The organism is Oculatella sp. FACHB-28 (assembly GCF_014696015.1).
Lineage (GTDB): Bacteria > Cyanobacteriota > Cyanobacteriia > Elainellales > Elainellaceae > JAAUTN01.
Genome location: NZ_JACJPJ010000102.1, coordinates 26,852 through 49,332 on the forward strand (window position 1 = coordinate 26,852; position 22,481 = coordinate 49,332).

Here is a 22,481-nt window from a genome sequence, read left to right on the forward strand (position 1 = left end):
AACAAACCAACAAGCAGGACAGTTCTTGGAACTCACTCTCTGTTGACTGCTCTAAATCTTGCCTTCAAATCGCTGGTTCCAGATGATATTACCCACTACGTTAACGGCTAAGGTGATGGTTCCCACAATTAACGCTAGCGAGGGATTGTAGCCGCTACGACTCAGGTTTTTCATCCACAAATGAGTCAAATCGGATGACACTAACCCATCTGCAATGAGGGGAAATAGATACATCAGTGCTGCACCAATAATGAGCCAACCCACCATAGAGGTAAGCAGAAAAACGGTTTTGGCTGTAGATTGGCTACCCATGAGCGATCGCAGTAAACAACTAACGTCAAGATTATCATGACGATGCGCTGTGTTGGTACTCATGCAGTTGGTGGGCGATCGCTCAAATCGATGACTACTGCGTCATGGTATGGTTTTGCTGATATCCTTATTGTCTCTGAATGCAAGCTAATTTCGGTCGAAAGCAAAACTCAGGCATGACCCTTCATGCTTGACGAGAATAATAGAAAGCTCTACAAAGCCCGTAGTATCGTCCAGCATTACACTCAGTTGAGGATGCTACAGCCTGCTGAACAAACTGTTCTTGATCGGTTTCAAAATCAATGGTCGAGTATAAGAATGCTCGATATTGGAGTAGGTGGAGGGCGCACAACCCAACACTTCTCTAAATTAGTGCTGGAGTATGTTGGTATTGACTACTCTACAGAGATGATTGGGGCTTGCCAAAGGCGTTTTGCAGCATCCTCTGACACAGCTTTTGAAGTTTGTGATGCTAGAGATATGAGTCGATTTAAGGATAATACTTTCGATTTTATTATGTTTAGCTTTAATGGCATTGATTATGTTTCTCACAGCGATCGGTTGAAAGTGCTTCAAGAAGTGAGCAGAGTGAGTAAACCCGGAGGCTATTTCTTCTTCTCCAGCCATAACCTCCAGCGGATAGAACGAGAGTTTAACTGGAGAAATCAAATGAGCCTGAACCCGATCACAACTTATGTCAATTTGGTGATGTTGACTTTATTACGCTGCTTCAATTACTCAACGACTTTGGAGCAGTTAAGTCTATCTACACACGCCACTATTAAAGACGAGTCTCACAACTTTCGCTTAAAAACTTACTATGTTAGACCTCAAGAACAAATTAACCAGTTAGAAACTAACTTTAGCAATATCCAAGTTTATTCTTGGAAAAATGGGTTGGAGCTTAAAACTAAAAATGAGTGGTCCGCTAATACTGATATGTGGCTTTACTACCTGTGTACAATCAAATAATTCACTTCTATAGCATTGGGTAAAAAGATCTGTTTCAAGGTTTTACCAGAGCAGCGGCGATAGATAAGTGATACTGCATTTCTGATTTTGTCCCTACACCCTGTTTTAAGCTACCCACGATCGGAACCGTTTGACGGGCAAAAGGGCTAGCAACTAGTGCAATGTGATGGTCGGCTACAGCTAAGCCCTGAGTAGGGTCATAGCCACGCCAGCCAGCCCCTGGCAGGTAAACTTCTGCCCAAGCATGGAGATGATGTTCTTGAGAAGGTGTAGGTTGAGTATCTGTTTGGCGATCGCCCCCTTCGCCCTCTGCCTCTTTTGGCTCATCCGACTGATAGCCACTTACAAATCGAGCCGCCAGTCCGATCGCCCGACAGGTTTCAACAAACAGCACTGCCAGGTCGCGACATGAACCTGACTTCTGCGTCCAGGTGATCCCAGCCGGAAACGGTTCACCCGTTTCTCGCACGATATATTTGCAGCTTTCGTGAATCCGCTGGTTGAGCGTGGTGAGAAAAGAAATGGTATTGTTCGTATCTTGCCAAATCTCCTCAGCTAGTTGAACTGCAACCGGATCAACGCTGCTCGAAAAGTAAAGGAATTGTCCCCCTAAATAAGGTTGTAGCTGCGTCAGGAGTGAAGCAGGATAGTTAACCGGGAGTTGGATAGCCCAGGATTCTACTAAATAGTCAAAGGGGTTTGTGCGAAAGGTCTCAACTTCTGAAGTGGTGGTGATGGTGAGCGTGGCGATCGCCTCTTCTGCAAACCACAGTCGCAGTTCTGCGTTGCCATCCAGGTCAATATTTTCTACGACTCGAATCGGTTGTGGATCAGTTTCTAGTGAGAAACGGTGCAGCGTTTGAGCAACATCAGAACGGGGGCGTAACCGCAGCACATGAGGAGACAAGGTGACTGGATGCTTATAGCTGTAAGTCGTAGCGTGAGTAATTTTGTAATACACAGTTTAATTACTGAGCTTGGTGCATGGGTTCTAAGGCAAAAAAGGTCTCAAACATCTTTCCTCCAACGCTGTTAATTCGGCTTTGCAGGTCGTCCAAAAACTGATGTAAGCCTCGCTGGGTAATTTCTTCAATTGTCAGGTAGTCTAACTCAGAGCGCAGTTTGCCTAACGTTCGCTCAACTGGATTTTGCCAGGTGCCAGGTAAGCAACCCGTGATTTGACAGAGCGATCGCTCCGCCTGCAATAGACAAAACTGAATGGAGCGAGGAAACTCACGGTCTAAGATGAGAAATTCTGCTACCTCATTTGGGGTAATCCGATGCTGGCATTTGCGATACATTTCATAGGCACTGGCAGATTTGAGTAACGCAATCCACTGCAACTCATCCAGTGCTGTTCCAACATCTTTTACGGAAGGTAACAGAATGAAGTACTTCACATCTAGAATTCGCGCTGTTTTATCTGCCCGTTCCAACAGCCTGCCGATTTGCCCAAAGTGCCAACCCTCGTTGTGAGTCATGGTGGCATCCATTACGCCTGCAAACAGGTGACTGGCCATTTTTACCTCAGAAAAGAAGCCAAACAGTTCTGATAGCTGCTGCATTTGAGAGGCTTCTTTCACCATCAGATAGAAGGCGTTGACCTGTTCCCACATTTCCGAGGAAATGATTTCTCGCACCGAGCGGGCATTCTCTCGGGCCGATTGCAGACAGGACAGGATGGAGTTAGGATATTTAGGGTCAAAGGTGAGAAAGTGAATGACATTTTCCGGTGTGAACTCACCATAGCGCTCCATAAACAAAGGTAAGTCACCGGTTGTGACCACCAACGGCTTCCACTGTTGGGCGACACCGACGGGGGAATCTAGCAGCAGGTTAAAGTTAACATCAACAAACCGAGCTACATTTTCTGCCCGTTCTACATAGCGATTGAGCCAGTAAATTGAATCTGCAACGCGACTTAACATAAGACATAAAAAATGAGTAAGGGTTGAGAGGGATAGGTGAGCAAATTCTAGGTTTTAACTATTGCACCACCCAGGTATCTTTGCTGCCACCCCCCTGAGATGAGTTGACCACCAGTGAACCTTTCCTTAACGCCACGCGAGTCAGCCCACCCGGAGTCACGTAAATGTCTTTGCCATAGAGGATGTAGGGGCGTAAATCAACGTGGCGACCATCAAAATGATCGTCTAAGAAAGTGGGCATTCGCGATAGAGATAAGGTTGGTTGCGCGATGTAGTTGCGAGGGCTGGCTTTGATCCGTTCAGCAAACTCTTCTCGCTGCTCAACAGTAGCGTGAGGTCCAACTAGCATTCCATAGCCGCCCGATTCATTCGCAGCTTTGACTACTAGCTTATCCAAATTGGCTAATACATGGGACTGTTGATCGGCTTCCCAGCAAAGGTAAGTAGGAACGTTGGGCAACATCTGGTCTTCGTCCAGGTAGTAACGAATGATTTGAGGTACGTAGGCGTAGATCACTTTATCGTCTGCGACTCCTGTTCCTAAAGCATTAGCGATCGCCACTCGCCCCTGTTTATAGACCTCAGTTAATCCGGGAACACCCAACAACGAATCTGCCCGGAATGCTTTTGGGTCAATGAAGTTATCGTCTATTCGACGATAGATCACATCAACTCGCTGCAATCCCCTGGTCGTTCGCATTTGCAGATAGCCATCAGACACGACCAGATCTCGACCCTCAACTAACTCAACGCCCATTTGCTGTGCTAGAAAGGAGTGTTCAAAATAGGCGGAGTTATAAATTCCTGGCGTTAGCACCACTACTCTGGGATCAGGCAAGCCTGAAGGAGCCAGATTTAACAGCGTTTCAAGTAGTTGACTGGCATAATCATCCACGGGCTGAATTGCCATTGAGTTAAACACTAGAGGAAACGTGTTTTTCATCACGCGGCGATTTTCTAGCACATAGGAAACACCCGAAGGGCAGCGCAGGTTATCTTCCAAGACATACCATTGACCGCTACGATCGCGCACCAAATCCGTCCCAGTAATGTGACACCAAATTCCCTGTGGCGGCTGCAATTCCATACAGGGTTTGAGAAACCCCGATGCTGAATAAATTAGCTCAGCAGGAATTACTCCATCTTTGAGAATCTTTTGCTCTCCGTAGATATCTGCTAAAAAAAGATTTAGAGCTTGAATTCGCTGTTTTAACCCTTGCTCCAGCCAACTCCATTCCTGAGCTGAAACAATGCGTGGCACAATATCAAACGGAAAAATTCGCTCAGTTCCTTGATTGTCGCCATAGACATTAAATGTTACCCCTAGCTTAAACAAAGCATTTTGGGCAGCCTGCTGCCGTCGCTGAAGTTCTTGTAGAGTCAAGGACTGAATTCGCTCAATCAGCAGCGTGGCTTCGGCTCGGGGTTGCCCCTTTGCCGCAAATAGCTCATCGTAAAAGTCTCCGGGGTTATACTGGTCAATCACAATCAATAGTCCCTTTCAATGCTGCCAGGTGTTTGCTTTCATGCAACGCTACTCGCCTGAGCGCAAACGCTTCTTCAATTTATACCTATTCAATAGAGGGTAGTGGAAACTGCTGACTGTAATGGATGATACAGAAACAGTTTGAATGTAGCCTAAGCAGCATTAGTAATGGGCTGATACAGCGATTACTCACCCTAAATCCACCACCGTTGCGCCTTCACAGAGCCTAAAAATGAGTTGCAAACACAACTATCTTTGGATAGGTTTTCTAATACTTTTCTCCTGTTGGTGAAATCGAGTTTAGTAATAAGAGAGTTTGAACTGACTTAGGTTTCCCTATTGGCTCAACTCGTTTACCATACTCCGTATTCAAAAGGGGGTGAGATATGAGACGACGACGAGTTATTGCCGTTTTGGCGATCGCCATTTTTTTAGGAATTGTATTGCTAACAGGCGCACCACCTCGTGCCCAGGAAGGAGCAGCAGCAGTTGCTAGAGGAAGGGGTGGGGCGGTTGCCTCAGTCGATGCAAGAGCAACCGAGGTTGGAATTGAAGTGCTACAGGCAGGCGGTAATGCAATTGATGCAGCGGTTGCGGCAGCGGCGGCACTGGGTGTAGTCGAACCCTTTTCGGCAGGAATTGGGGGTGGCGACTTTATGGTGATTTACCTGAAGGATGCCGATCGAGTGATCACATTAGATGGACGCGAACAGGCTCCCGCTTCTGCCAGTGTGGATATGTTTAACGATCCCAACAATCCAGGAGAACTGTTACCGTTTTCCCCCGATCGCATCAGCACCGGACTTGCTGTTGGTGTACCGGGCACCCCTCTAACTTGGGCAGAAGCTTTAGGTCGCTATGGCACGATCTCATTGGCAGAAGCTTTAGAACCTGCGATCGCCATTGCTGAAAACGGTTTCGAGGTAGATACAACCTTTGTCACTCAGCTTGAGCAGAATCAAGAGCGATTTGGTGCCTACATTCCTACCCGATCGCTTTACCTAGCGAATGGGCTGCCCGAAGTGGGTTCAACCTTTCGCAATCCAGATTTGGCAAAAACCTATCGACTGCTGGCTGAACAAGGCGTGAATGCGTTCTACCGAGGTGAGATCGCACAAGCAATTGTAGAAACGGTGCAAAACCCTCCCGCACAGGAAATTACACCCTTTGCCGCACTGCCGGGAGGAATGACTTTAGATGATTTGGATGAGTATCATTTACAGGTTCGTCCACCTGTGGCAACCGACTATCGCGGTTACACAATTTACGGTATGGGACTGCCCAGCAGTGGCGGTGTTACTGGCATTCAAACGCTCAATTTAGCGGAAGGTTTTGACCTGGCAACACTCGATCGCGCCCAGGCTTTACACGCCATTATTGAATCCGAGAGGTTGGCATACGCCGATCGCTCTGCTTTTCTGGGCGATCCAGAGTATGTTGATGTCCCTCTTGCAGGTTTGTTGAGTGAGGAGTACACAGCGGAGAGGCGATCGCTTATTGAGAACACTGCCCCACCCGAAGGGAGCGAAGCCCGCACCACAGCAGGCAATCCATTACCCTATCAAACTGATCCCAGTCCCAGCATGACTGCCGCCACTCCTGTTGCTCAAATTGGCGATCACGAAGGGCTTTCCACTACGCACCTGACCGTTGCCGATCGCTTTGGCAATGTCGTTTCCTACACACTCACGATTGAGTCTACGGGTGGCTCTGGCATTGTTGTTCCAGGATATGGATTTCTCCTCAACAATGAGTTGACGGACTTTGACCCCGAAAGTCCTCATCCCAACACCCCAGAACCGGGAAAGCGCCCCCGCAGCAGTATGTCTCCGACGATCGCCTTTGCTCCAGATGGACAAGTGATAGCTTTTGGCTCTCCGGGTGGGTCAACCATTATCACAACAGTTCTGGGAATTGCCTTTAATGTATTTGACTTTGATCTGCCAATTGATGAGGCGATCGCCGCTCCTCGCATCTCTCAACGCAATGGAGGCGTAACTCAAGTAGATAGTGGCTTTGAAACCAGTGAGTTGGGGTTAGCCCTGGCTGAGTTAGGACATGTGCTGGAACCTGTTGCTGAAATTGGAGCCGCTACAGGTATAGCCATTAACCCTGACGGAACAATGATTGCAGCCGCAGAGCCAACTCGCCGAGGAGGTGGAGCAGCCCAAACCGTCGAACCGTAAAACAGTACAGACCTTATATCCTTATCCGAATGTACTGGCGAAATAAAGAACTTACAGCCATCTTCAGATGAATAAGCTTTAGCGTAGGAGCGGTTCGCAAACCGCCCTTACAGAGTACACAAGTGGAAATTGCTGTAAGCCAAACGCTGCCAACCTAAAACGTTAAAATCTGCGACTTCTTCAAGAAGTCGCAGATCTGCTTACACAAACCCAATTTTAGTTAACCGTTACTGCATTGCCTGTTGCCAAAGCATCACCGATGTCTTGCTGCAATGGCTTTGGCTGAACGTACACCACTAAATTAGGCACAATGGTGCCAATGTTTTTGGTGATCTGGATAGGTCTTGCACTGTCGACGGTGTAGGACTGCCCAATTTCCTCAAGCGCACTGAGCAGGCGTTCATTCATGCTGCTATCTGCTGTATTTGAATTAACAAAGCTCAGCAAATTTGGTTCTACTAACAAAACTCGATCAGCTTGGATTGATTTGATGAAGTAATCAGTTCTCGATTCGCCTAGAAGATGACCAGAGCCAAGGTTGAAGCCAGCAGTCACTAGAATCACCAGGCTCAGAGCGATCGCTGCAAGAGGAGCGAGTAGTTTCTTATTCATGGAAGTATTAATGCAGAGCCAACGTGAGTGTATCTAGATATTAACGCAATATGAACTTCTGTAAAGCTTGCTAATCCAAATCTGGCTGTCTCAAGCCTTATCCTTCTGTGGCTAAGAACTGTTGAAGGCGCGTGTCAGTCATTCTCGATTGAGCAACATCGTTCTGCATCAAGCTTTACGGAACGGTGCGCTGCGGTCGCAATTTATTGAGAGTCTGGTTGAGAGTCAGAATGTTTTTCTAAATAAGCGGTCAGCATTTTTCCTAGCAGAGATACTTGCTCATTAAAGCAGGCAGCTTGATCTCCATACAGTCGATTGAGTAACAGCCCCATAAACAAGTTTTTCATGAAATGTTGAAAGGCTGGACTAGTGATCCCGTCAAAGTTGGCCACGGTTTGCTTAAAGCGTTCGTCGGCTTGCTTATTGGCTCTATTGTTTTGATAGGCTTCACAGCCATAGTGACGACAAAAATCAACAGAGATGTAAGTCTCTTTGATTAAACTCTCCTCATTTTTTTGCAGAAATCTTCCCAGCGCATCTACCTGTTCGGTTAGTGTTTTTGCACCTTCTAACTCACGGGTCAGCATGAGAATGTAGTAATCCGCTTTTTCCTGCATGAGCTGCTCAAACAGAGCTTCCTTGCTAGGAAAGTAGTGATACAAAGTTCCAGTAGAAACGCCTAACCCCTGCGCGATTTCGCGCATTGTGACCGCCGCAAACCCTTTTTGGGCAAACAGGTCAAAGGCTCTGTTTAGCAGGTCTTTGCGGTACTCATTATGATCAACAATTTTGGGCATTCGTGACGTTGATATGAAACGTTGAGTTTATCTAGCTTCAGCATACGATGCTCATCTAGATAGTTCATGAGAATTTCGGCTGAAATGCTTCAGGTTTCAGGCGTAATGGAGTTGCTCAAACCAATTAGGTTGCACGCTCTACATCAATCCCATTCGCACTGCTGCAACTGCTGCCTGAATGCGGTTTTCAACGGAAAGCTTATTTAGAATTCCTCGAATGTGAGTTTTGATGGTGTTAGGACTGAGGTAAAGGAGCGTTGCAATTTCGGTGTTGCTACGACCTTCAATCAGCAGTTTTAGAATCTCTAATTCTCGTTTCGACAACCGATTAATTGGTTTGAACTGCCGCAGGGATCTATGTTTTTCTACATAACCCTGCTGTTGACTGTCACTGATTGGGTACTCAATCGTATCACGGTCAGCTTTTTCAGATGCGGAAGGGGTCGGCTGAGGAAGACTTTTTGCTTGCTGCATATCACCACTCCCTGAGGATTTATCTTATATCGAACGTGCGTTATATTTAAGATGACGCTTTTGAGCCGTGAAGTCAAGTAAATGAAAAGATTTCTGAGACTTGTAGAGACGCGATTCATCACATCCTTGCCAAAACATTTCTGGCTGGACAAATTCTAATTTCTATGGTCGCGCGTCCTTAAGTCTGCCTTAATGAGCTGGCAGTTGAGCAAAAAGCCCTTCCCAATCCACCGTGGCTGGTCTTTCACCCTGGTTGATCAGTTCAAACACTTTGTTTTCCGCTGCCAAACTATTCACACTTGCAACACAAGCAGCAGCCACATCAATGCGGCTGGTTTGTCCAGTCAAGGTGTCACCCGTAGCCACTACAACGCCCTGCTTCCCGTTAGTTGTCGCTTTGAGCAAAGTATTGAGATCGTAAGAGGTAAATGGCCCATCAATCAGCCGTCCTGGTCGAACAATGGTGTATGGCAAGCCTGATTGAATCAGTACGGTTTCACCTTTCTGTTTTGCATCCAACACGCCAAAGGCATTTAAGAAGCTGTAGGGTGGTTTATCTTTGTGTTCAACACCACACGATGAGACAAACACAAATCGCTTTAAGTCCTTAGGAGCGGCTGCAATCAGGTTAATCACGCCTTGAGCATCAACCTGTTCAGGACTGTTTTTAGCCTGGGTGCGGCGATAGTCGGAGTCCAAGAACACTTTGCCCCAGTTCAAGACTTGCTGAAAGCCATTGGTTTGTGAGCTGAAGTCAAAATCCCATTTTGCTGAAGGGAAGGCGGTCGTGCCCGTGCAGCAGATGATGTGGGTAATACCCTGGGTTGCAGCGGGAAGGGTCTCAGGTTGGCGGGTGTCGGCGATCGCCACTTCCACTTTGCCGTCAAACATCTGCTGCACTTTCTCAGAACTGCGGGTCATGGCCCGCACTGCGTATCCTTTTTCAAGCAGCTTTGCGACGGTGAGTTGCCCAACGCCCCCCGTTGCTCCTGCAACCAATACTCGCTCAGACACGGGCCTTTCTCCTATTTGTGACACCTTTATTCAAGGCTAAACGAATCATTCCTTGCTCTAATCTCTCGATTGACAGAATGCTACTACCGCAAAAAAACTGGAGTGCGAAGGGTATGACCTCCGTACTCCAGTTAATGCTTGCGAATGGAGTTAGGGAATTATTAGAGACGATTTTGCTTAAACGAAGCTAACCATTCGCGGAGCTGCTCAGCAGCAACGTCTCGACCGCCTAAGCCAAAGGCCAAAGCAATCGCTACTGCGATCGCGCCCAAGAGCAAGCCAAACGCTAGATTGACGATATCGTTAGCAACGCCGATTAGCTGCAATGCGATCGCAGCCGAGAAGGCGATACCTGCAATCCGAGCGACTTGACCCAAGATTTTAGCTTGACGACCACCAGAGCTCGTAATCAAGTTAAAGGCGAGGTTCGCTAAGTATAAGCCAATCGCAAATACCACCAGTCCAGCTAAGATGCGCCCTGCAATCAAGACTATTCCACCTACCAAGGCGGTCAGTGCCGGAATGTTCAGTACATCGATTGCCGCAAGTGCAGCAATCAACATCACCCCAACTAGAACAATGATCCCAGCGACCTCCGAAGGCGTTTTGGTGGGCACCGTAGCAGGAGGAACTCGCCCTTGTAACGCTTCGGGCTGAGCCGGAGGGGGAACTGTAGCAGAGGTAGGGGCTGAAGGGGTAGACTGTAGCCCCAGCCAATAGAAGACGTTGTTAAAGCCAACTCCGGTCAGGACACCCGTTACGAGATCAGAGAGAAACTGTCCGATCACATAAGCAAGAGCCAGAATTAGTCCAGCAGTAAAGATCTGCGGTAGTACCGTGAGAATCTGCTCTAGCATTGCGATCGCTGGCCCAGAGATCGCCTCAATTTGCAGAGCGTTGAGGGCAGCGATCGCCGTCGGAATCAGAATTAAAACATAGACAACGGTGCCAAGAATCCAGGAGAGCGATTGGCTTCCAGATGTCCGGTTCAATCCTAGTCGAGTCCCAATTCGGTCTGTTCCAGTTGCTGCCAGGAAGTTGGTCACAATCCGCCGTACCACTTGAGCAACGAGCCAACCTGCCGCTGCAATCAAAATCGCGGCAAACACATTCGGCAAAATGCCCAAAATTTCATTCAGCAACTCCTGCACAGGAGCCAGCGTTCCTTGCAACCCCAGCGTATTTAAAATTAGCGGCAGGAATAGCAGGAAAATGAACCAGTACAGGGTGTTTCCAATCGTGTCACTGAGAGAAAACTGATTTCTTGAGGACGGTGGCGGAGGCGTAGCCGTGCCAGTTCTCGGATCTACTGCGCCAGTTGTGGAATAACCACCTGGGACAGTGGGATCTCTCACTGCATCCGTTGGGGGAGTGGTGGATGGGCTTTCTACCTGTTGCCCCAACCGCTCATCTATGTTGAAAGCTTTCAGAGTTCGGGTGACAATCAGCTTTACCAACGTTGCTAGCAGCCAGGCAACCCCCAGCAAAATCGCGGCTCCCGCGATGGCGGGCAGGTAGCCAATAATTTGATTTAAGAAGTTGTTGAGAGGTTCAGATACAGCCGTGAGCTGAAGTGCCTGAAGAAACGCAACAATCGTGAAGATAAAAATTAGCCAGAAAACAGCACTAGAGATCCACTTCTCGATGGCTGGAGCTTCTGCCCCTGGCTGTCCGCCCACAACTGATCGAGCTAAACGATTGTCAAGGTCTGTTTGCTTTAAGATTCCTCTGACGATCGCCGCTGCAATCAGTGCAATTAGCCAACCCACTACCAAGATCACAATTGCCCTTAGTAGGTCAGGCAATGAAGAACTCAAATCAGAACCAACCGTCCGCAGCACATCCCCTCCTCTTGCTGGTCTGGTCGTGGGTGCAGATTCTACTTGAGCTAAGAAAGTATAAATGCTGTGCATTTTAGGCATTGAGGTGGAGGCTATCAACGCCTGCGCCATGCCCTGCCATGTTTCGTTCATTATTTCCTCAACTAGCGACAGCAAACGTGAAGATAGCAGCTACCATAGGTGGCTATCATTAGATTGACCAGCGATTCCCTTGCTTAATCTCTCTGGTCAACCGTAAATTACCAAAACTGCGTAAAAGCTACATCAGCAAGGGTAAATTTTGTCTCCGAGCCTTTCATCTACCTTAGTGCTGAATAATACGCTAAAACCTGCGTTTTTAAGGAATAAGTTCTGAAAAAGGGCAACTATCGCGGTGCAGCAGCCAAGATCAATTTAAGGTTACTGTAGAGTAGCAGTTTAGGTTGTGACTCCGACGCATCGGATGCCATTTCGTCAAGTTTTTGAGCAATCGATTCAGATCAAGTCCAGTGCAACGACGGTTGAACGATGTATCACCGATCGCACTTTGATGCACCGCTGGTTAAATCCGGCTTTACGCTGCGATCCCGTTGGCGTATGGAGTACCGAAGTCGGCAGCAAAAGCCGCTTTGTGATTAAGGTTCCATTGATTCAGCCGACTCTAGAAAGTGTGGTGTTAGAGCGGGAACCGGGGCTGATTGTGTGGGGCTTTGATGGGTTCTTTAAAGGGCGCGATCGCTGGGAATGTCAGCCTGATCAAGACGGCACTTATCTGATTAATCGATTTGAATTTGAGATTCCTAATACGATCGTCCGCTATGGCTTTGATCGATTTGCCGCAGATTGGACTAAGCAAGACATGCAGGCTCAGCTGCGACGGTTAAAGCGCTTGGCAGAGCAGGTTTATCAAGGGCTGCAAAAAGTTTAGGGCGAATGTAGGTTGGGTGTAGCACAGCGAAACCCAACACTCACCTAGACCCTAGGATGTACTGTTACTTCCCTCGAAGATGGCTTTGTGTCGTTTATGATAATGTGTAGCTAGTTACGTAAGCATTTACATACTTATGGATTTCTACTCTCAAGTCGGCAAGGTGGCATTAGGTAGCCGTCTGCGGCGATTGAGCGAAACTTTTACAGAGGATGCTGCAAAGATCTATTCGCTCTACGAAACAAACTTAGACCCAAAGTGGTTTCCAGTTTTTTATGTGCTTTCCCATCAAGAAAGTGCATCTATCACTGAAATTGCTCAGAAGATCGGTCACTCACACCCGTCTGTAAGCCAAATTGTCAAAGAGATGAGCAAGAAAAAACTCGTCAAGATTGACAAAAGCGCTGAGGACGCAAGGGTAAGTGTTGTAAAACTTTCTGATATTGGAAAACAACTGATTCCTAACCTTGATAAACAGCAGCTTGATGTCACTCAAGTGGTTGAAGATCTCTTGGCAGAGATGCAGCATGACCTATGGAAAGCGATCGAGGAAGTTGAGTTTTTACTTGCGAATCAAAGCTTTTTTGAGCGGGTCAAAGAAATCCATAAGGTGCGTGAACGTCAGCAGGTTGAAATCATTGATTACAAATCAGAGTTTCACGATGAGTTTAAGCGCTTGAATTATGAGTGGATCGAAAAATATTTCAAGCTAGAAGAAGCTGACCGTCAATCCCTCAATCATCCTAACGAGAAGATTTTGGCAACTGGCGGACACATTTATATGGCTCGCTCTAATAGTGAGATAGTAGGAACATGCGCCCTGATCAAAGTGGATGATGATACCTATGAGTTAGCAAAGATGGCAGTCACCGAAACGGCTAAAGGTAAAGGAATCGGTTGGCTGTTAGGGCAAGCGGCGATCAACAAAGCACACGAATTAGGCGCAAAAACGGTGTTTCTAGAAAGTAATACTGCTTTAGCTCCTGCGATCAATCTTTACCAAAAGCTAGGGTTTCAAAAAGTGGTCAGACCGTCTTCACACTATGAGCGCTGCAATATTCAAATGGAGCTTAAACTCAACTAGCAAAACAGGTTTACAGCAACTAATGCAAAATCTGAGATAGAAACTTCTTCACTCGCTCATCTTTGGGATGATTGAAAAACTCATCAGGAGTTGTGTCTGTGAGCAAGTGTCCTTCTGCCAGGAAGATGACGCGATCGGCGACCTCACGAGCAAATCCGACTTCATGGGTGACACACACCATCGTCATGCCCGACTCTGCCAGTTTTCGCATTACGTCCAGCACCTCTCTCACCATTTCTGGGTCAAGCGCTGAGGTCGGTTCGTCAAACAACATTACTTTAGGACGCATAGCCAGGGCACGGGCGATCGCCACTCGCTGCTGCTGCCCACCTGAAAGCTGTCCTGGATACTTATTTGCCTGGTGAGAAATGCCGACGCGATCGAGCAAACTCATTCCCAGTTCTTCTGCGTCACTTGGGGACATTCCTCGCAGGTGAATTGGACCCAGCGTGATATTCTTCAACACACTCAGATGAGGAAACAGGTTGAACTGTTGAAATACCATGCCGACTTCTCGGCGCACCAGTTCAATTCCTTTGTTGTCGTGAGCGATCGCAATTCCATCAATTTCAATGCTGCCGCCCTGATAGGGTTCCAGTCCATTAAACGTGCGAATAAAGGTAGATTTGCCAGACCCCGATGGACCCATTAGCACAACCACTTCACCCTTATTCACCGTCAGGCTCACTCCCTTAAGCACGTGAAACCCGTTGCCGTACCATTTCTCTACATCTTTGGCGACGATGATAGGTTCAGTGCCCAAGGTTGCCGTACTTGCTGCATTGATTTGAGGCTCAAAAGATGTCATGCCTGATGTGCTCCTGTTTTAAGGATGAGTGCGATCGCCATCGGTCATTTAGCTCGCGAGACTGGTCGGTAACGGTTCACCAAACCATTGAACCGAGATTTCGTTTAAGCGCCCAGACTGCTTTAAGTCAGCGATGATAGTGTTGATTTCTGTTAAAAACTCTGTGTCACCCTTACGCACGCCCACGTAGCAAGGAGAGTCTTTCATGATGAATTTGCTCTCAATCTGCTGATCGGGGTTATCACGAATCAATTTGGCAGCTACTACGTTGCCGGTTGCAATCAGTTCAACCTGTCCAGAGACCAGGGCAGAAGCCGTTAAGCTGTTGCTGGCAAAGCGTTTGACCTCAACTGTTCCAGTGGGTAGCTTGGAAATTTCTAGATCTTCCAGAGAACCTTGTGAAACGCCTATCGTCTGCCCATTCAGTTCTTCAAGCGAAGAAACCTGAATATCCGGGCCGCCGTAGACTCCAGAAAAGAAGGGAGCATACGGTTCAGAGAAGTCGATAATCACTTCACGGTCAGCGTTTTTTCCTAAGCTGGAAATGACCATGTCGGCGCGATCGGTCTGCAAAAACGGAATCCGGTAGTTCCCTACAACCGGAACTAGCTGTAGCTCAATCCCCAGCCCTTTAGCCATTTCATTCGCCACATCAATGTCATAGCCTTGTAGCTGCATCGTGGTGTTGACCGCACCAAAAGGAGGGAAGTCATCGGGAACCGCAACTCTGACGGTGCCCCTTTCCATAATTCTGCTCAGGGTTGAACCGTCTGCATGGGGCAAGACAATTTCTTCAGCTTCAATGGTGGCTAGCGATCGCACCGAAGCGGTGTCTTCTCCAGCAGAGCAGGACGCAATACTTATCGTGATTAACAAACTGGTGAAAAACAAAGCCAACACTCGTCGCAGCTTTGTGTAAAACAGTGCCTTTAACAAATCCCAAACCATTTTTAGCGCTCCCTGCTCAGGCTTTGTAGCTCAGTTTTCGCTCTAAGTGCTGGCTCCAAGTCGAAAGGGGATAGCACAACAGAAAATAGATCACCCCTGCCAGCGAGAAAATCAGCAGGGATTGCAAAGTCACATTGTTAATCTGAGTTGCGGCGCGAGACAGTTCGGTAAATCCGATAATGGAAGCCAGCGAAGTTCCCTTAATCACCTGCACCAGAAAGCCAACTGTGGGAGCAACTGACAGCCTTACTGCCTGGGGCAAAATGATCAGCTGAAGCTGTTTGAAATAGCCAAACCCGATTGCAGAACCCGCTTCCCATTGCCCTTGAGGAAGGGCTTCAATCGAACCTCGCCAGATGTCTGCTAAAAATGCACTGGTAAATCCAGTAAGTGCTAGGGTTGCTGCTTGCAGCGGTGATAGGTTGATGCCAAAAGCGACCGATAGCCCAAAAAATGCCAGGAATAGTTGCAGCAGCAGAGGTGTACCTTGAAAAAATTCAATGTATACCCAACTGATTCCCCTGAGCCACTTATTTGAAGAAATCCGCATTAAGGTAATCGCAGCCCCAACAATACCTCCACCGATGAAGGCAATCAGGGACAAAATAACTGTCCACTTTGCAGCAATTAGAAGATTAATAAAAATTCGAGAGACAGTAAATTCGTCCATCTTTTTTAGCTTTTGTGCTCAAATATCTTACTTAGCGTCTGTACTTAGCAAACTCAAAGAATCGTCTTTCAATTAGAAAAGACAAGAGCTTGATTAACCAAACAATTGCTAGATAGATCAGGGCGATCGTGAAATAGATTTCAAAGCTGCGAAAGGTACGAGCGTTTAGATAATCTCCAGCGAAGGTCAAATCCTCTGCCGCAATTTGTGAGACAACGCTCGTAAACAAGACTGCCAAAATTACCTGCCCAATTAAGGCGGGATAAACATTAGCTAACGCAGGCGGCAAAACAATGTAGCGAAACACCGCTAACTTCTTAAACCCGATCGCCAATCCTGCTTCGATTTGTCCCTTGGCAATGCTTTGTACTCCTGCCCGCACAATTTCGGTTGAATAAGCTCCAAAGTTAACCGCTAGTGAGAAAATCGCAGCTTGCTCTGCGGATAACTTAAGCCCCAAATTGGGCAGTCCGAAGAAGATGAAAAAAAGCTGAATCAGGTAGGGTGTATTTCGAATAATCTCAACGTAGGCAAGCGCAATTCCATCTAAAATGCGATTTTCAGAAGTTCTAAAGGCTGCACCAATGATGCCAATGATTAAGCCAAAGGTAATGGCTAATAACGATATCTTGAAAGTCAACCAGGCTCCAGCCAGTAAAACTCCAGCGTTATCCCAAATGACTCCAAAGTCGAATGCGTAATTCATTTCAAAGCACCGCAGATCTTAAGGATCTAAAGTTTGCTGACTGACTCTGAATCAAACTTTTTAATCAAACAGTTCAGCAGCTATTTGCAGCTTATAGAAACATAGTGACCAATCTGCTTTTGTACCTTGAAATACAGAGTGAAATTTATACAATAATCTTTACGACTTTGAATAAATTTAGGATTACCACTCAGCAGATTTAGGAATCGTCACTAATCCGCTTTAGTAATTGGCGTAGCATTGAGGCATCTTCTGCATCGGGTGTGTTGTCCAGGTAATATTCCAGATCTTGACTGGCTTCTATCCAGCGACCTGTGTGGTAGTAAACCACGCCACGATCGCGCCTCTCTCCGATCGCATCGGGAAACAGCAACAAAATTCTCTCAATCGCTGCCAAGGCTTTGGGTATTTCTCCACGATTCAGGTAGAGCATTTTGAGATTGGTCAGCATTCGCGCCAAAAAATTTTTAGGGGCGATCGCCTCGACAAATTCTGGCTGCAATTCTACGGGTTTGCCGTAAAGTTGGCTTAGTCGCTCTTCACAGTCCGCCGGAAACAAAATTTCCCCTTGATAAAACGGATCGACAAACACCTCCATCTCATCCAAGGCAGGACGAATCAGGAAATGTCCGGGCATTCCCACTCCCACCATTGGAAAGTCAAGCCGTTGGGCAATTTCGAGATAAACCAGAGAGAGCGTAATCGGAATTCCGGTGCGGCGATCGATTACCTGGTTCAAATAACTGTTGCGGGGATCGTAGTAATCTTCAACATTCCCTACAAATTTTAAATCTTCGTAAAGGTATTGGTTGATCGTTTTAATAATTCGCAGCGGGTACTGCTCTTTAGGTAAAAGCTCCTCGACTTCTGCCGCCATTGTATCTAGCGCGTTGGTGTATTCTTCTGCGTCCAGGTCTGGATATTCTTCCTGAGCAATGTAGAGTGCAGCTCTGGAGAGGGCGATCGCCTCGTCAGGTTGGCGAATCTCCTGGTAAAAAAGCTGGCGTGCGCGGGGGAAGTCCATGATAGAGATTAAGGATTAAGGTTTGGATAGGGGCTAGGGAAAGCATTTTGTTCATACCTATTCCCATGCTATCTACTTCATCCTTTATCCTTCATCCTCCCTAGCCCCTGTCCCTCTTCATAGTCGCCTCCGGAGCCGTATTTCCAGGCATCTAGCCAGCGATGAAAGTAGTATTGCTGGGTTGAAGTCAGCGTTCTTGTCCAGGGTTCTACCATTTGTCCGAGAGGGGAAAGAAGGCTGTAAATGCCGAGGTTTGAGTAGTGGATTGTCCAATCTAACAGAGCAGGCAAGCCCACATGAGGAATGACGCGTAGGACTACGCCAGGGTGAAATAGTGCAGTTCTCAGTATTGCTTGGGAGAGCGCAGGAAATTGCACAACGTCTTGTAGAAAAGGCTTGAGAACGCGATCGCCAAGCTGATCCATTTGCTCAAATACAGCCGAGAGCAGGGCATTGATTTGGTCGGGATCAAGTTTTTGGTTGACTCCAGCGCTCATCGCCCGTTGAAATAGCCAGGTGACGGACAGGTTCGGTTGGTAGGGCTGGAGTAAGGCTAAGGCAGAGCGATCAAGCAAATCAGCCTGGAGTGCCTGATTGATGCCTTCGTTCAAACGTCTCAGATGGCGAATCATTGCGCCAAAGCCACCAAAGCTGAGGGGGGATTGGCTGCCGCTGCTGTCACCGATGGGCAGGATGCGATCGCCCACTGGCTGTAAAGGACTTTGCCTATAGCAGGGGAAGAATCCAAACAATGCCCGCTGAAAAGTTAACTGTTCCAACTCAACGTTTTGATATTCCGGCAAAAGGCGCAGGTAATCTTCAAACAAGTCTTCTAAACTGGGGCGATCGGTATGGGCATCCAGGTAAGTAAACAGATAGGTCGTTCTGCCATCACGGGCAGGAAAGGCTTCCCAAAAATACTGGCACTGGTTTTGCAGCGGTGTGAAAGAAGCAAACAGGTCGCCCGTAGGGTTTTCTGGAAATCCCTGAGCGCAACTGCCAACGACCAGACAAACGGCATCTGGTTTTTGTCCCTTTCGCACCTGTTGGGAAATGGGTGAGAAGTGCCCCATCGCGTCTAACAGCAAACGGCTGGTAAACCCTTCTCCTGCTGACACATTCACCCCATTCGGATGAATGGTAGCTGAGCTAAACGCGGTGTGTTCAAAAAGCTGTCCACCAGCCGCTAAAAATTTTGCTTTTAAGGTATCCAGCAGGTAAACGGGATCAACGCCGATGTTGAGAACATCTTTAACCTGAAGCTCAACCCCATCCAGGAATCGGATGCAGGCAGGATTGTATTGGGTGGCGATCGCTCTTTCCAATTCCTCCTGGCTCAGCAACTCTAACTCCGCCAGCACTTCTAGCTCTTTGAGTGAAATATTCCACTCCTGATCGCGCCCGCGCAAAATTCCCCGCTCTAAAACTGCTGCGCGCCAACCCCGCTGAGCTAGGGCGCAGCCCAGCATAATTCCTAAGGTGCCGCCGCAAACGACCACGTCCCAATCCACGCTTTGCAGCGGTTCAGCACTCGTTTCAACCACTGAAGTAGCTGGAATTTCGTCTTGTTTATAGCTTTGCCACAGCCGATCGGCATGGCGCAGCCCACCCAACACGTCGCCAGGTAACTGCGAGAGAATTTCTTCGGTCAGGGTCATAGGAATTTAGGTAGCGCAGCAATATCAGCATCCTAAGGCGATCGCCGCATTTTGTCCGCCAAAGCCAAAGCTAAGGCAAAGGGCGTTTTGAATCGTCACGCGGCGAGGTTCGATAACTAAATCGAGAGCAAACTCTGGCTGACTCAAGCCAACACAGGGTGGCAATATTTGATGCTTTAGCGCCATTAAGCAAAAGGCAATTCCTAATGCCCCGGAAGCGCCTAGGGTATGCCCCGTCGAGCCTTTGGTAGAACTGACGGGCACTCCTTTGGGAAAAATTCGCTGAATTAAGCGGGCCTCGTTGCGGTCGTTTAGCTGAGTTGCCGTACCGTGAGCGTGAATGTAGCCGATCGCCTCTGGAGTTAAGCCACTTCGCTCCAGACATTGCTTAATGGCGATCGCTCCTTCTCGCCCATCGGGATCAGGAGCGCTGACGTGATAGCCATCTGCCGTCAAGCCAAAACCGAGAATGCGTCCGTAGACCTTTGCCGCTCGCTTTTTAGCTGACTCTGCCGTTTCCAGCACAAAGACTGCGCCACCTTCCCCTAGCGCCAGTCCTTCTCGATAGCGATCAAAGGGATAAGCTCCAGTTTGAGCCAGTGCCCCAACCTGAGTAAAGCCAGCCAAGGTGAGCGGCGTGATAGGGGCTTCGACAGCTCCGGCGATCGCCCTTTCGCACTGCCCGGTTTGAATCAGTTCAAAAGCTTGAGCGATCGCCCACAGTCCCGTTGCACAGGCCGCCATTGGGGATAGCACTGGTCCAACTGCGCCTACCTGATGGGCGGTGGCGATCGCCGCTGCATTGGGTAATGTTTCCAGCCAATTTTCAATTCCGTTTTGTCTGGATCGCGCCAGCTTTTCCCACTGCGCCTGCTGTCCCCGACTTGACCCGACGACAATCCCACAATCGGTTAAAGGAGGCTCCAGTTCAGCATCCTGGAGAGCGGCGATCGCCACTCGCACTAGAGGCAACAGCGCACTAGGAGAATTGCCAATTAGCGCTAGAGGACGTGGAGCTAATTCGGGAAAGGGCTGCTGGAGGCAGATTGCGGTTTCTTTAGAGAGCGATCGCCTCCAGGTTTGCTCCAGATTTCCTAACGCTGAAACTAGCCCAATTCCTGTAACTACAACTTCCACCGCAAAGGACTACTGGGGCTCCTCGGTAGGTGCATCGGTTGAAGCTGCGGCTCCGCCACCTTGCAGGTTCTCTGCTCCGGCGGTGACTCTAGCAGACTCGATGCGATCGCCCTGCTGAATCTGATCTACTGCATCCATCCCTTCAGTCACATAGCCAAACACGGCATAGCTACCATCGAGGAAACTCAGATCAGACAACGCAAAATAAAACTGAGACGAAGCCGAATCCGGCAAATTAGACCGAGCCATCGCCACAGCACCACGCGTGTGCTTTAACACAGGTTGTGCGCCACCCGGATCGAGAGTTTGGCTATAGACAGGTTCCTCTGTGCCTTCTGGCTTGATTTCTAAAGGAATGTAACGGGGTGCAGAAGTATCCGGGTCAATAAAACCGCCCGTTCCCAGCTGCTCCGCTGGGAAATTTGGATCGCTGCCTTGCGGGTCGCCCCCCTGCACCACAAACGGCTCTGGCTGCTTCACGACGCGGTGAAATGTTAACCCGTCATAAACTCCACGCTGTACAAGGTCAACAAAATTTCCCGCTGTAATGGGTGCATTGGTTCCGTCTACCTGAATCGTAATAGTTGAACCATTAACAACCATTTCAACCGTTGCCTCACCTTCCAGGCGGGGCAAGTCCGCCGCTTGAGGGCTTGCCTCAACCGCCGGAACAGAGGCAGTTTCGGTCGCAGCAGGATCTGTCGTTGAGGTCGTATCTGCTGCGGGCGAACATCCTCCAACCAGCAGAGCCACCACGACAAAAACTGATACAACCCATTGATTAATCATGATTTTCATTCTTATCAACCAAACTCTTAATGAAAAGCCCTTTCACTACTCGCGCTTTATAGCCCTTCCAAAGGCACACCGAGAAAACGAGCTAACTCAGCTCCCTGATTTTCTAAATCAGACAGTGGCAATGGCTGCCCCACTCTAGTTAGTGGCGTTTCTCCCTTACCCTGGACGCGTAGATAGAGTGCACGACGAGGGTTCAACCCTTCCTTAATGTCAGCTCGAATTGCCTGCACATCCTCTAGGGGATAAGACACCTCAATTCGGCGGTTTTTTCCTGGGAATCCCCATCGGAACACGGTGGCCAACCCAGTCTCTCGGTTAAATTCGTTATACCCACCGCCTACATCCCAGGTAATAATTAGCCAGAGGTAAGCTCCCAACAGCAGACCCAGCGTTCCATACAAACCCATTACGAGTCCCTGTGGAATAAAAATCAGCTGAGTGGGATCGGAAAAGGGCAGCAGGTTGACTTGGAAATAGCTAGAAATTCCAGACAGCAGAAAGCCAGTGGCACCAACGGTGATCACAGTTGCCCACCAGTAGTTGCTGAGACGACGCGACCCCAAAACTTGCTGACGGAATATTTTGTCTTTGTCGGTTGTAGATACGGTTTGTGTAGCCATGATGATCCGCTCAGGTTCGATGAAGTCGGTTCAGAATTAGAGGAAACGTTCAGTCCCCATTATCTAACCTCAAGGGAGTTGTGACATGGAACAAGGCGATAAGACAGGATTTTTCACAAATCTGTTGCTGAGATTATCGTGTCAGATTGTAAAAATTTTCATATATCCCTATCATATAGAAACGTTAAATCCTATCCGGTAACACCCGTCGGTTGCTCGTCAAAGAGCAGGCGTGAAAGGTGCGCTGATCGAAGAGTCAGCTATTTAGCATCTGCCGACGCTAAATTAAAAGTCCGCCTTTTCTACTAGCAGAGTCTCTTTTACGGTAGTAAAAGAGTTATTCTGCCGCCCTTTTGAGGATTTGATGAATATTAAGAGGTTATGAAATGACCATAGCAATGGGGCGCGCCCAAGCGGAACGAGGATGGTTTGACGTCCTCGACGACTGGCTCAAGCGCGACAGATTCGTCTTCATCGGCTGGTCTGGTCTTTTGCTCTT

At 48.1% G+C, this 22,481-nt stretch carries 21 protein-coding genes and 2 pseudogenes; 5 read left to right on the forward strand and 18 right to left on the reverse strand.

What is annotated here, in order from left to right:
* Positions 1–51: 51 nt before the first annotated feature.
* Complete coding sequence (locus H6F88_RS30205; RefSeq protein ID WP_242042234.1) at positions 52–375, reverse strand: hypothetical protein; 324 nt, start codon at positions 373–375, stop codon at positions 52–54.
* Between the two features lie 123 nt (positions 376–498).
* On the opposite strand from H6F88_RS30205, the gene H6F88_RS30210 reads away from it, so the two are divergent.
* A complete protein-coding gene (locus tag H6F88_RS30210) occupies positions 499–1,284 on the forward strand; it encodes a class I SAM-dependent methyltransferase (RefSeq protein ID WP_190646531.1) in 786 nt (261 codons plus the stop codon).
* 34 nt (positions 1,285–1,318) lie between these two features.
* Here the strand turns inward: H6F88_RS30210 and H6F88_RS34755 are convergent, their stop codons facing one another.
* Genes H6F88_RS34755 through H6F88_RS30225 form a run of 3 tightly spaced genes read right to left on the reverse strand, consistent with a single transcriptional unit; the run spans position 1,319 to position 4,701 of the window.
* Positions 1,319–2,245: a transglutaminase family protein gene (locus H6F88_RS34755; RefSeq protein WP_190646532.1), complete on the reverse strand. Its 927-nt coding sequence runs from the start codon at positions 2,243–2,245 to the stop codon at positions 1,319–1,321.
* 7 nt (positions 2,246–2,252) lie between these two features.
* Entirely contained in the window at positions 2,253–3,212 is a 960-nt protein-coding gene (locus H6F88_RS30220; RefSeq protein ID WP_190646533.1) for an alpha-E domain-containing protein, read from the reverse strand.
* 58 nt (positions 3,213–3,270) lie between these two features.
* On the reverse strand, positions 3,271–4,701 hold the full coding sequence (locus H6F88_RS30225; protein ID WP_190646552.1) for a circularly permuted type 2 ATP-grasp protein: 1,431 nt from the start codon (positions 4,699–4,701) through the stop codon (positions 3,271–3,273).
* Positions 4,702–5,084: 383 nt separating this feature from the next.
* On the opposite strand from H6F88_RS30225, the gene ggt reads away from it, so the two are divergent.
* Positions 5,085–6,884, forward strand: a complete 1,800-nt coding sequence (ggt, locus tag H6F88_RS30230; protein WP_190646534.1) for a gamma-glutamyltransferase — start codon at positions 5,085–5,087, stop codon at positions 6,882–6,884.
* A gap of 216 nt (positions 6,885–7,100) precedes the next feature.
* Here the strand turns inward: ggt and H6F88_RS30235 are convergent, their stop codons facing one another.
* The 5 genes and pseudogenes from H6F88_RS30235 to H6F88_RS30255 form a co-directional block, all read right to left on the reverse strand.
* Positions 7,101–7,496, reverse strand: a complete 396-nt coding sequence (locus H6F88_RS30235; protein ID WP_190646535.1) for a hypothetical protein — start codon at positions 7,494–7,496, stop codon at positions 7,101–7,103.
* A gap of 203 nt (positions 7,497–7,699) precedes the next feature.
* Positions 7,700–8,293 (reverse strand): TetR/AcrR family transcriptional regulator, encoded by a 594-nt coding sequence (locus H6F88_RS30240; protein WP_190646536.1) that lies wholly within the window; start codon positions 8,291–8,293, stop codon positions 7,700–7,702.
* 138 nt (positions 8,294–8,431) lie between these two features.
* Positions 8,432–8,617 (reverse strand): annotated as a pseudogene (locus H6F88_RS33710) (LuxR C-terminal-related transcriptional regulator); the annotation flags it as partial.
* Positions 8,618–8,956: 339 nt separating this feature from the next.
* The gene (locus H6F88_RS30250) at positions 8,957–9,781 is read right to left on the reverse strand and encodes an NAD(P)H-binding protein (protein WP_190646538.1); all 825 of its coding nucleotides are present in this window, start codon (positions 9,779–9,781) and stop codon (positions 8,957–8,959) included.
* A 161-nt stretch (positions 9,782–9,942) separates the two neighbouring features.
* Positions 9,943–11,754, reverse strand: a complete 1,812-nt coding sequence (locus tag H6F88_RS30255) for a mechanosensitive ion channel (RefSeq protein ID WP_190646539.1) — start codon at positions 11,752–11,754, stop codon at positions 9,943–9,945.
* Positions 11,755–12,064: 310 nt separating this feature from the next.
* Between H6F88_RS30255 and H6F88_RS30260 the strand changes: the two genes are divergently transcribed.
* Positions 12,065–12,529 (forward strand): SRPBCC family protein, encoded by a 465-nt coding sequence (locus H6F88_RS30260; RefSeq protein ID WP_190646553.1) that lies wholly within the window; start codon positions 12,065–12,067, stop codon positions 12,527–12,529.
* Positions 12,530–12,665: 136 nt separating this feature from the next.
* Complete coding sequence (locus H6F88_RS30265; protein WP_190646540.1) at positions 12,666–13,613, forward strand: bifunctional helix-turn-helix transcriptional regulator/GNAT family N-acetyltransferase; 948 nt, start codon at positions 12,666–12,668, stop codon at positions 13,611–13,613.
* A 19-nt stretch (positions 13,614–13,632) separates the two neighbouring features.
* Here the strand turns inward: H6F88_RS30265 and H6F88_RS30270 are convergent, their stop codons facing one another.
* The 9 genes from H6F88_RS30270 to H6F88_RS30310 all read right to left on the reverse strand — a co-directional run bounded on the left by H6F88_RS30270 (position 13,633) and on the right by H6F88_RS30310 (position 21,982).
* On the reverse strand, positions 13,633–14,421 hold the full coding sequence (locus tag H6F88_RS30270) for an amino acid ABC transporter ATP-binding protein (protein ID WP_190646541.1): 789 nt from the start codon (positions 14,419–14,421) through the stop codon (positions 13,633–13,635).
* Between the two features lie 48 nt (positions 14,422–14,469).
* On the reverse strand, positions 14,470–15,369 hold the full coding sequence (locus tag H6F88_RS30275) for a transporter substrate-binding domain-containing protein (RefSeq protein WP_190646542.1): 900 nt from the start codon (positions 15,367–15,369) through the stop codon (positions 14,470–14,472).
* Between the two features lie 16 nt (positions 15,370–15,385).
* Entirely contained in the window at positions 15,386–16,039 is a 654-nt protein-coding gene (locus H6F88_RS30280) for an amino acid ABC transporter permease (protein ID WP_190646543.1), read from the reverse strand.
* A 31-nt stretch (positions 16,040–16,070) separates the two neighbouring features.
* On the reverse strand, positions 16,071–16,745 hold the full coding sequence (locus tag H6F88_RS30285) for an amino acid ABC transporter permease (protein ID WP_190646544.1): 675 nt from the start codon (positions 16,743–16,745) through the stop codon (positions 16,071–16,073).
* 199 nt (positions 16,746–16,944) lie between these two features.
* Positions 16,945–17,769: a SirB1 family protein gene (locus H6F88_RS30290; RefSeq protein ID WP_190646545.1), complete on the reverse strand. Its 825-nt coding sequence runs from the start codon at positions 17,767–17,769 to the stop codon at positions 16,945–16,947.
* Between the two features lie 77 nt (positions 17,770–17,846).
* Entirely contained in the window at positions 17,847–19,427 is a 1,581-nt protein-coding gene (locus H6F88_RS30295) for an FAD-binding oxidoreductase (RefSeq protein WP_190646546.1), read from the reverse strand.
* A 24-nt stretch (positions 19,428–19,451) separates the two neighbouring features.
* Positions 19,452–20,564: a beta-ketoacyl-ACP synthase gene (locus H6F88_RS30300; protein ID WP_190646547.1), complete on the reverse strand. Its 1,113-nt coding sequence runs from the start codon at positions 20,562–20,564 to the stop codon at positions 19,452–19,454.
* 9 nt (positions 20,565–20,573) lie between these two features.
* On the reverse strand, positions 20,574–21,362 hold the full coding sequence (locus H6F88_RS30305; protein WP_190646548.1) for a peptidylprolyl isomerase: 789 nt from the start codon (positions 21,360–21,362) through the stop codon (positions 20,574–20,576).
* Between the two features lie 47 nt (positions 21,363–21,409).
* The gene (locus H6F88_RS30310; protein WP_190646549.1) at positions 21,410–21,982 is read right to left on the reverse strand and encodes a photosystem I assembly protein Ycf4; all 573 of its coding nucleotides are present in this window, start codon (positions 21,980–21,982) and stop codon (positions 21,410–21,412) included.
* 386 nt (positions 21,983–22,368) lie between these two features.
* On the opposite strand from H6F88_RS30310, the pseudogene H6F88_RS30315 reads away from it, so the two are divergent.
* Positions 22,369–22,481 (forward strand): annotated as a pseudogene (locus H6F88_RS30315) (photosystem II D2 protein (photosystem q(a) protein)); the annotation flags it as partial.

Excerpts from the sequence above, each read along its gene's own strand:
- H6F88_RS30205 (WP_242042234.1), bottom strand. The coding sequence starts at position 375 with ATGAGTACCAACACAGCGCATCGTCATGATAATCTTGACGTTAGTTGT.
- H6F88_RS30210 (WP_190646531.1), top strand. The coding sequence starts at position 499 with ATGCTTGACGAGAATAATAGAAAGCTCTACAAAGCCCGTAGTATCGTC.
- H6F88_RS30220 (WP_190646533.1), bottom strand. The coding sequence starts at position 3,212 with ATGTTAAGTCGCGTTGCAGATTCAATTTACTGGCTCAATCGCTATGTA.
- ggt (WP_190646534.1), top strand. The coding sequence starts at position 5,085 with ATGAGACGACGACGAGTTATTGCCGTTTTGGCGATCGCCATTTTTTTA.
- H6F88_RS30235 (WP_190646535.1), bottom strand. The coding sequence starts at position 7,496 with ATGAATAAGAAACTACTCGCTCCTCTTGCAGCGATCGCTCTGAGCCTG.
- H6F88_RS30240 (WP_190646536.1), bottom strand. The coding sequence starts at position 8,293 with ATGCCCAAAATTGTTGATCATAATGAGTACCGCAAAGACCTGCTAAAC.
- H6F88_RS30255 (WP_190646539.1), bottom strand. The coding sequence starts at position 11,754 with ATGAACGAAACATGGCAGGGCATGGCGCAGGCGTTGATAGCCTCCACC.
- H6F88_RS30260 (WP_190646553.1), top strand. The coding sequence starts at position 12,065 with ATGCCATTTCGTCAAGTTTTTGAGCAATCGATTCAGATCAAGTCCAGT.
- H6F88_RS30265 (WP_190646540.1), top strand. The coding sequence starts at position 12,666 with ATGGATTTCTACTCTCAAGTCGGCAAGGTGGCATTAGGTAGCCGTCTG.
- H6F88_RS30270 (WP_190646541.1), bottom strand. The coding sequence starts at position 14,421 with ATGACATCTTTTGAGCCTCAAATCAATGCAGCAAGTACGGCAACCTTG.
- H6F88_RS30275 (WP_190646542.1), bottom strand. The coding sequence starts at position 15,369 with ATGGTTTGGGATTTGTTAAAGGCACTGTTTTACACAAAGCTGCGACGA.
- H6F88_RS30280 (WP_190646543.1), bottom strand. The coding sequence starts at position 16,039 with ATGGACGAATTTACTGTCTCTCGAATTTTTATTAATCTTCTAATTGCT.
- H6F88_RS30285 (WP_190646544.1), bottom strand. The coding sequence starts at position 16,745 with ATGAATTACGCATTCGACTTTGGAGTCATTTGGGATAACGCTGGAGTT.
- H6F88_RS30290 (WP_190646545.1), bottom strand. The coding sequence starts at position 17,769 with ATGGACTTCCCCCGCGCACGCCAGCTTTTTTACCAGGAGATTCGCCAA.
- H6F88_RS30295 (WP_190646546.1), bottom strand. The coding sequence starts at position 19,427 with ATGACCCTGACCGAAGAAATTCTCTCGCAGTTACCTGGCGACGTGTTG.
- H6F88_RS30305 (WP_190646548.1), bottom strand. The coding sequence starts at position 21,362 with ATGAAAATCATGATTAATCAATGGGTTGTATCAGTTTTTGTCGTGGTG.
- H6F88_RS30310 (WP_190646549.1), bottom strand. The coding sequence starts at position 21,982 with ATGGCTACACAAACCGTATCTACAACCGACAAAGACAAAATATTCCGT.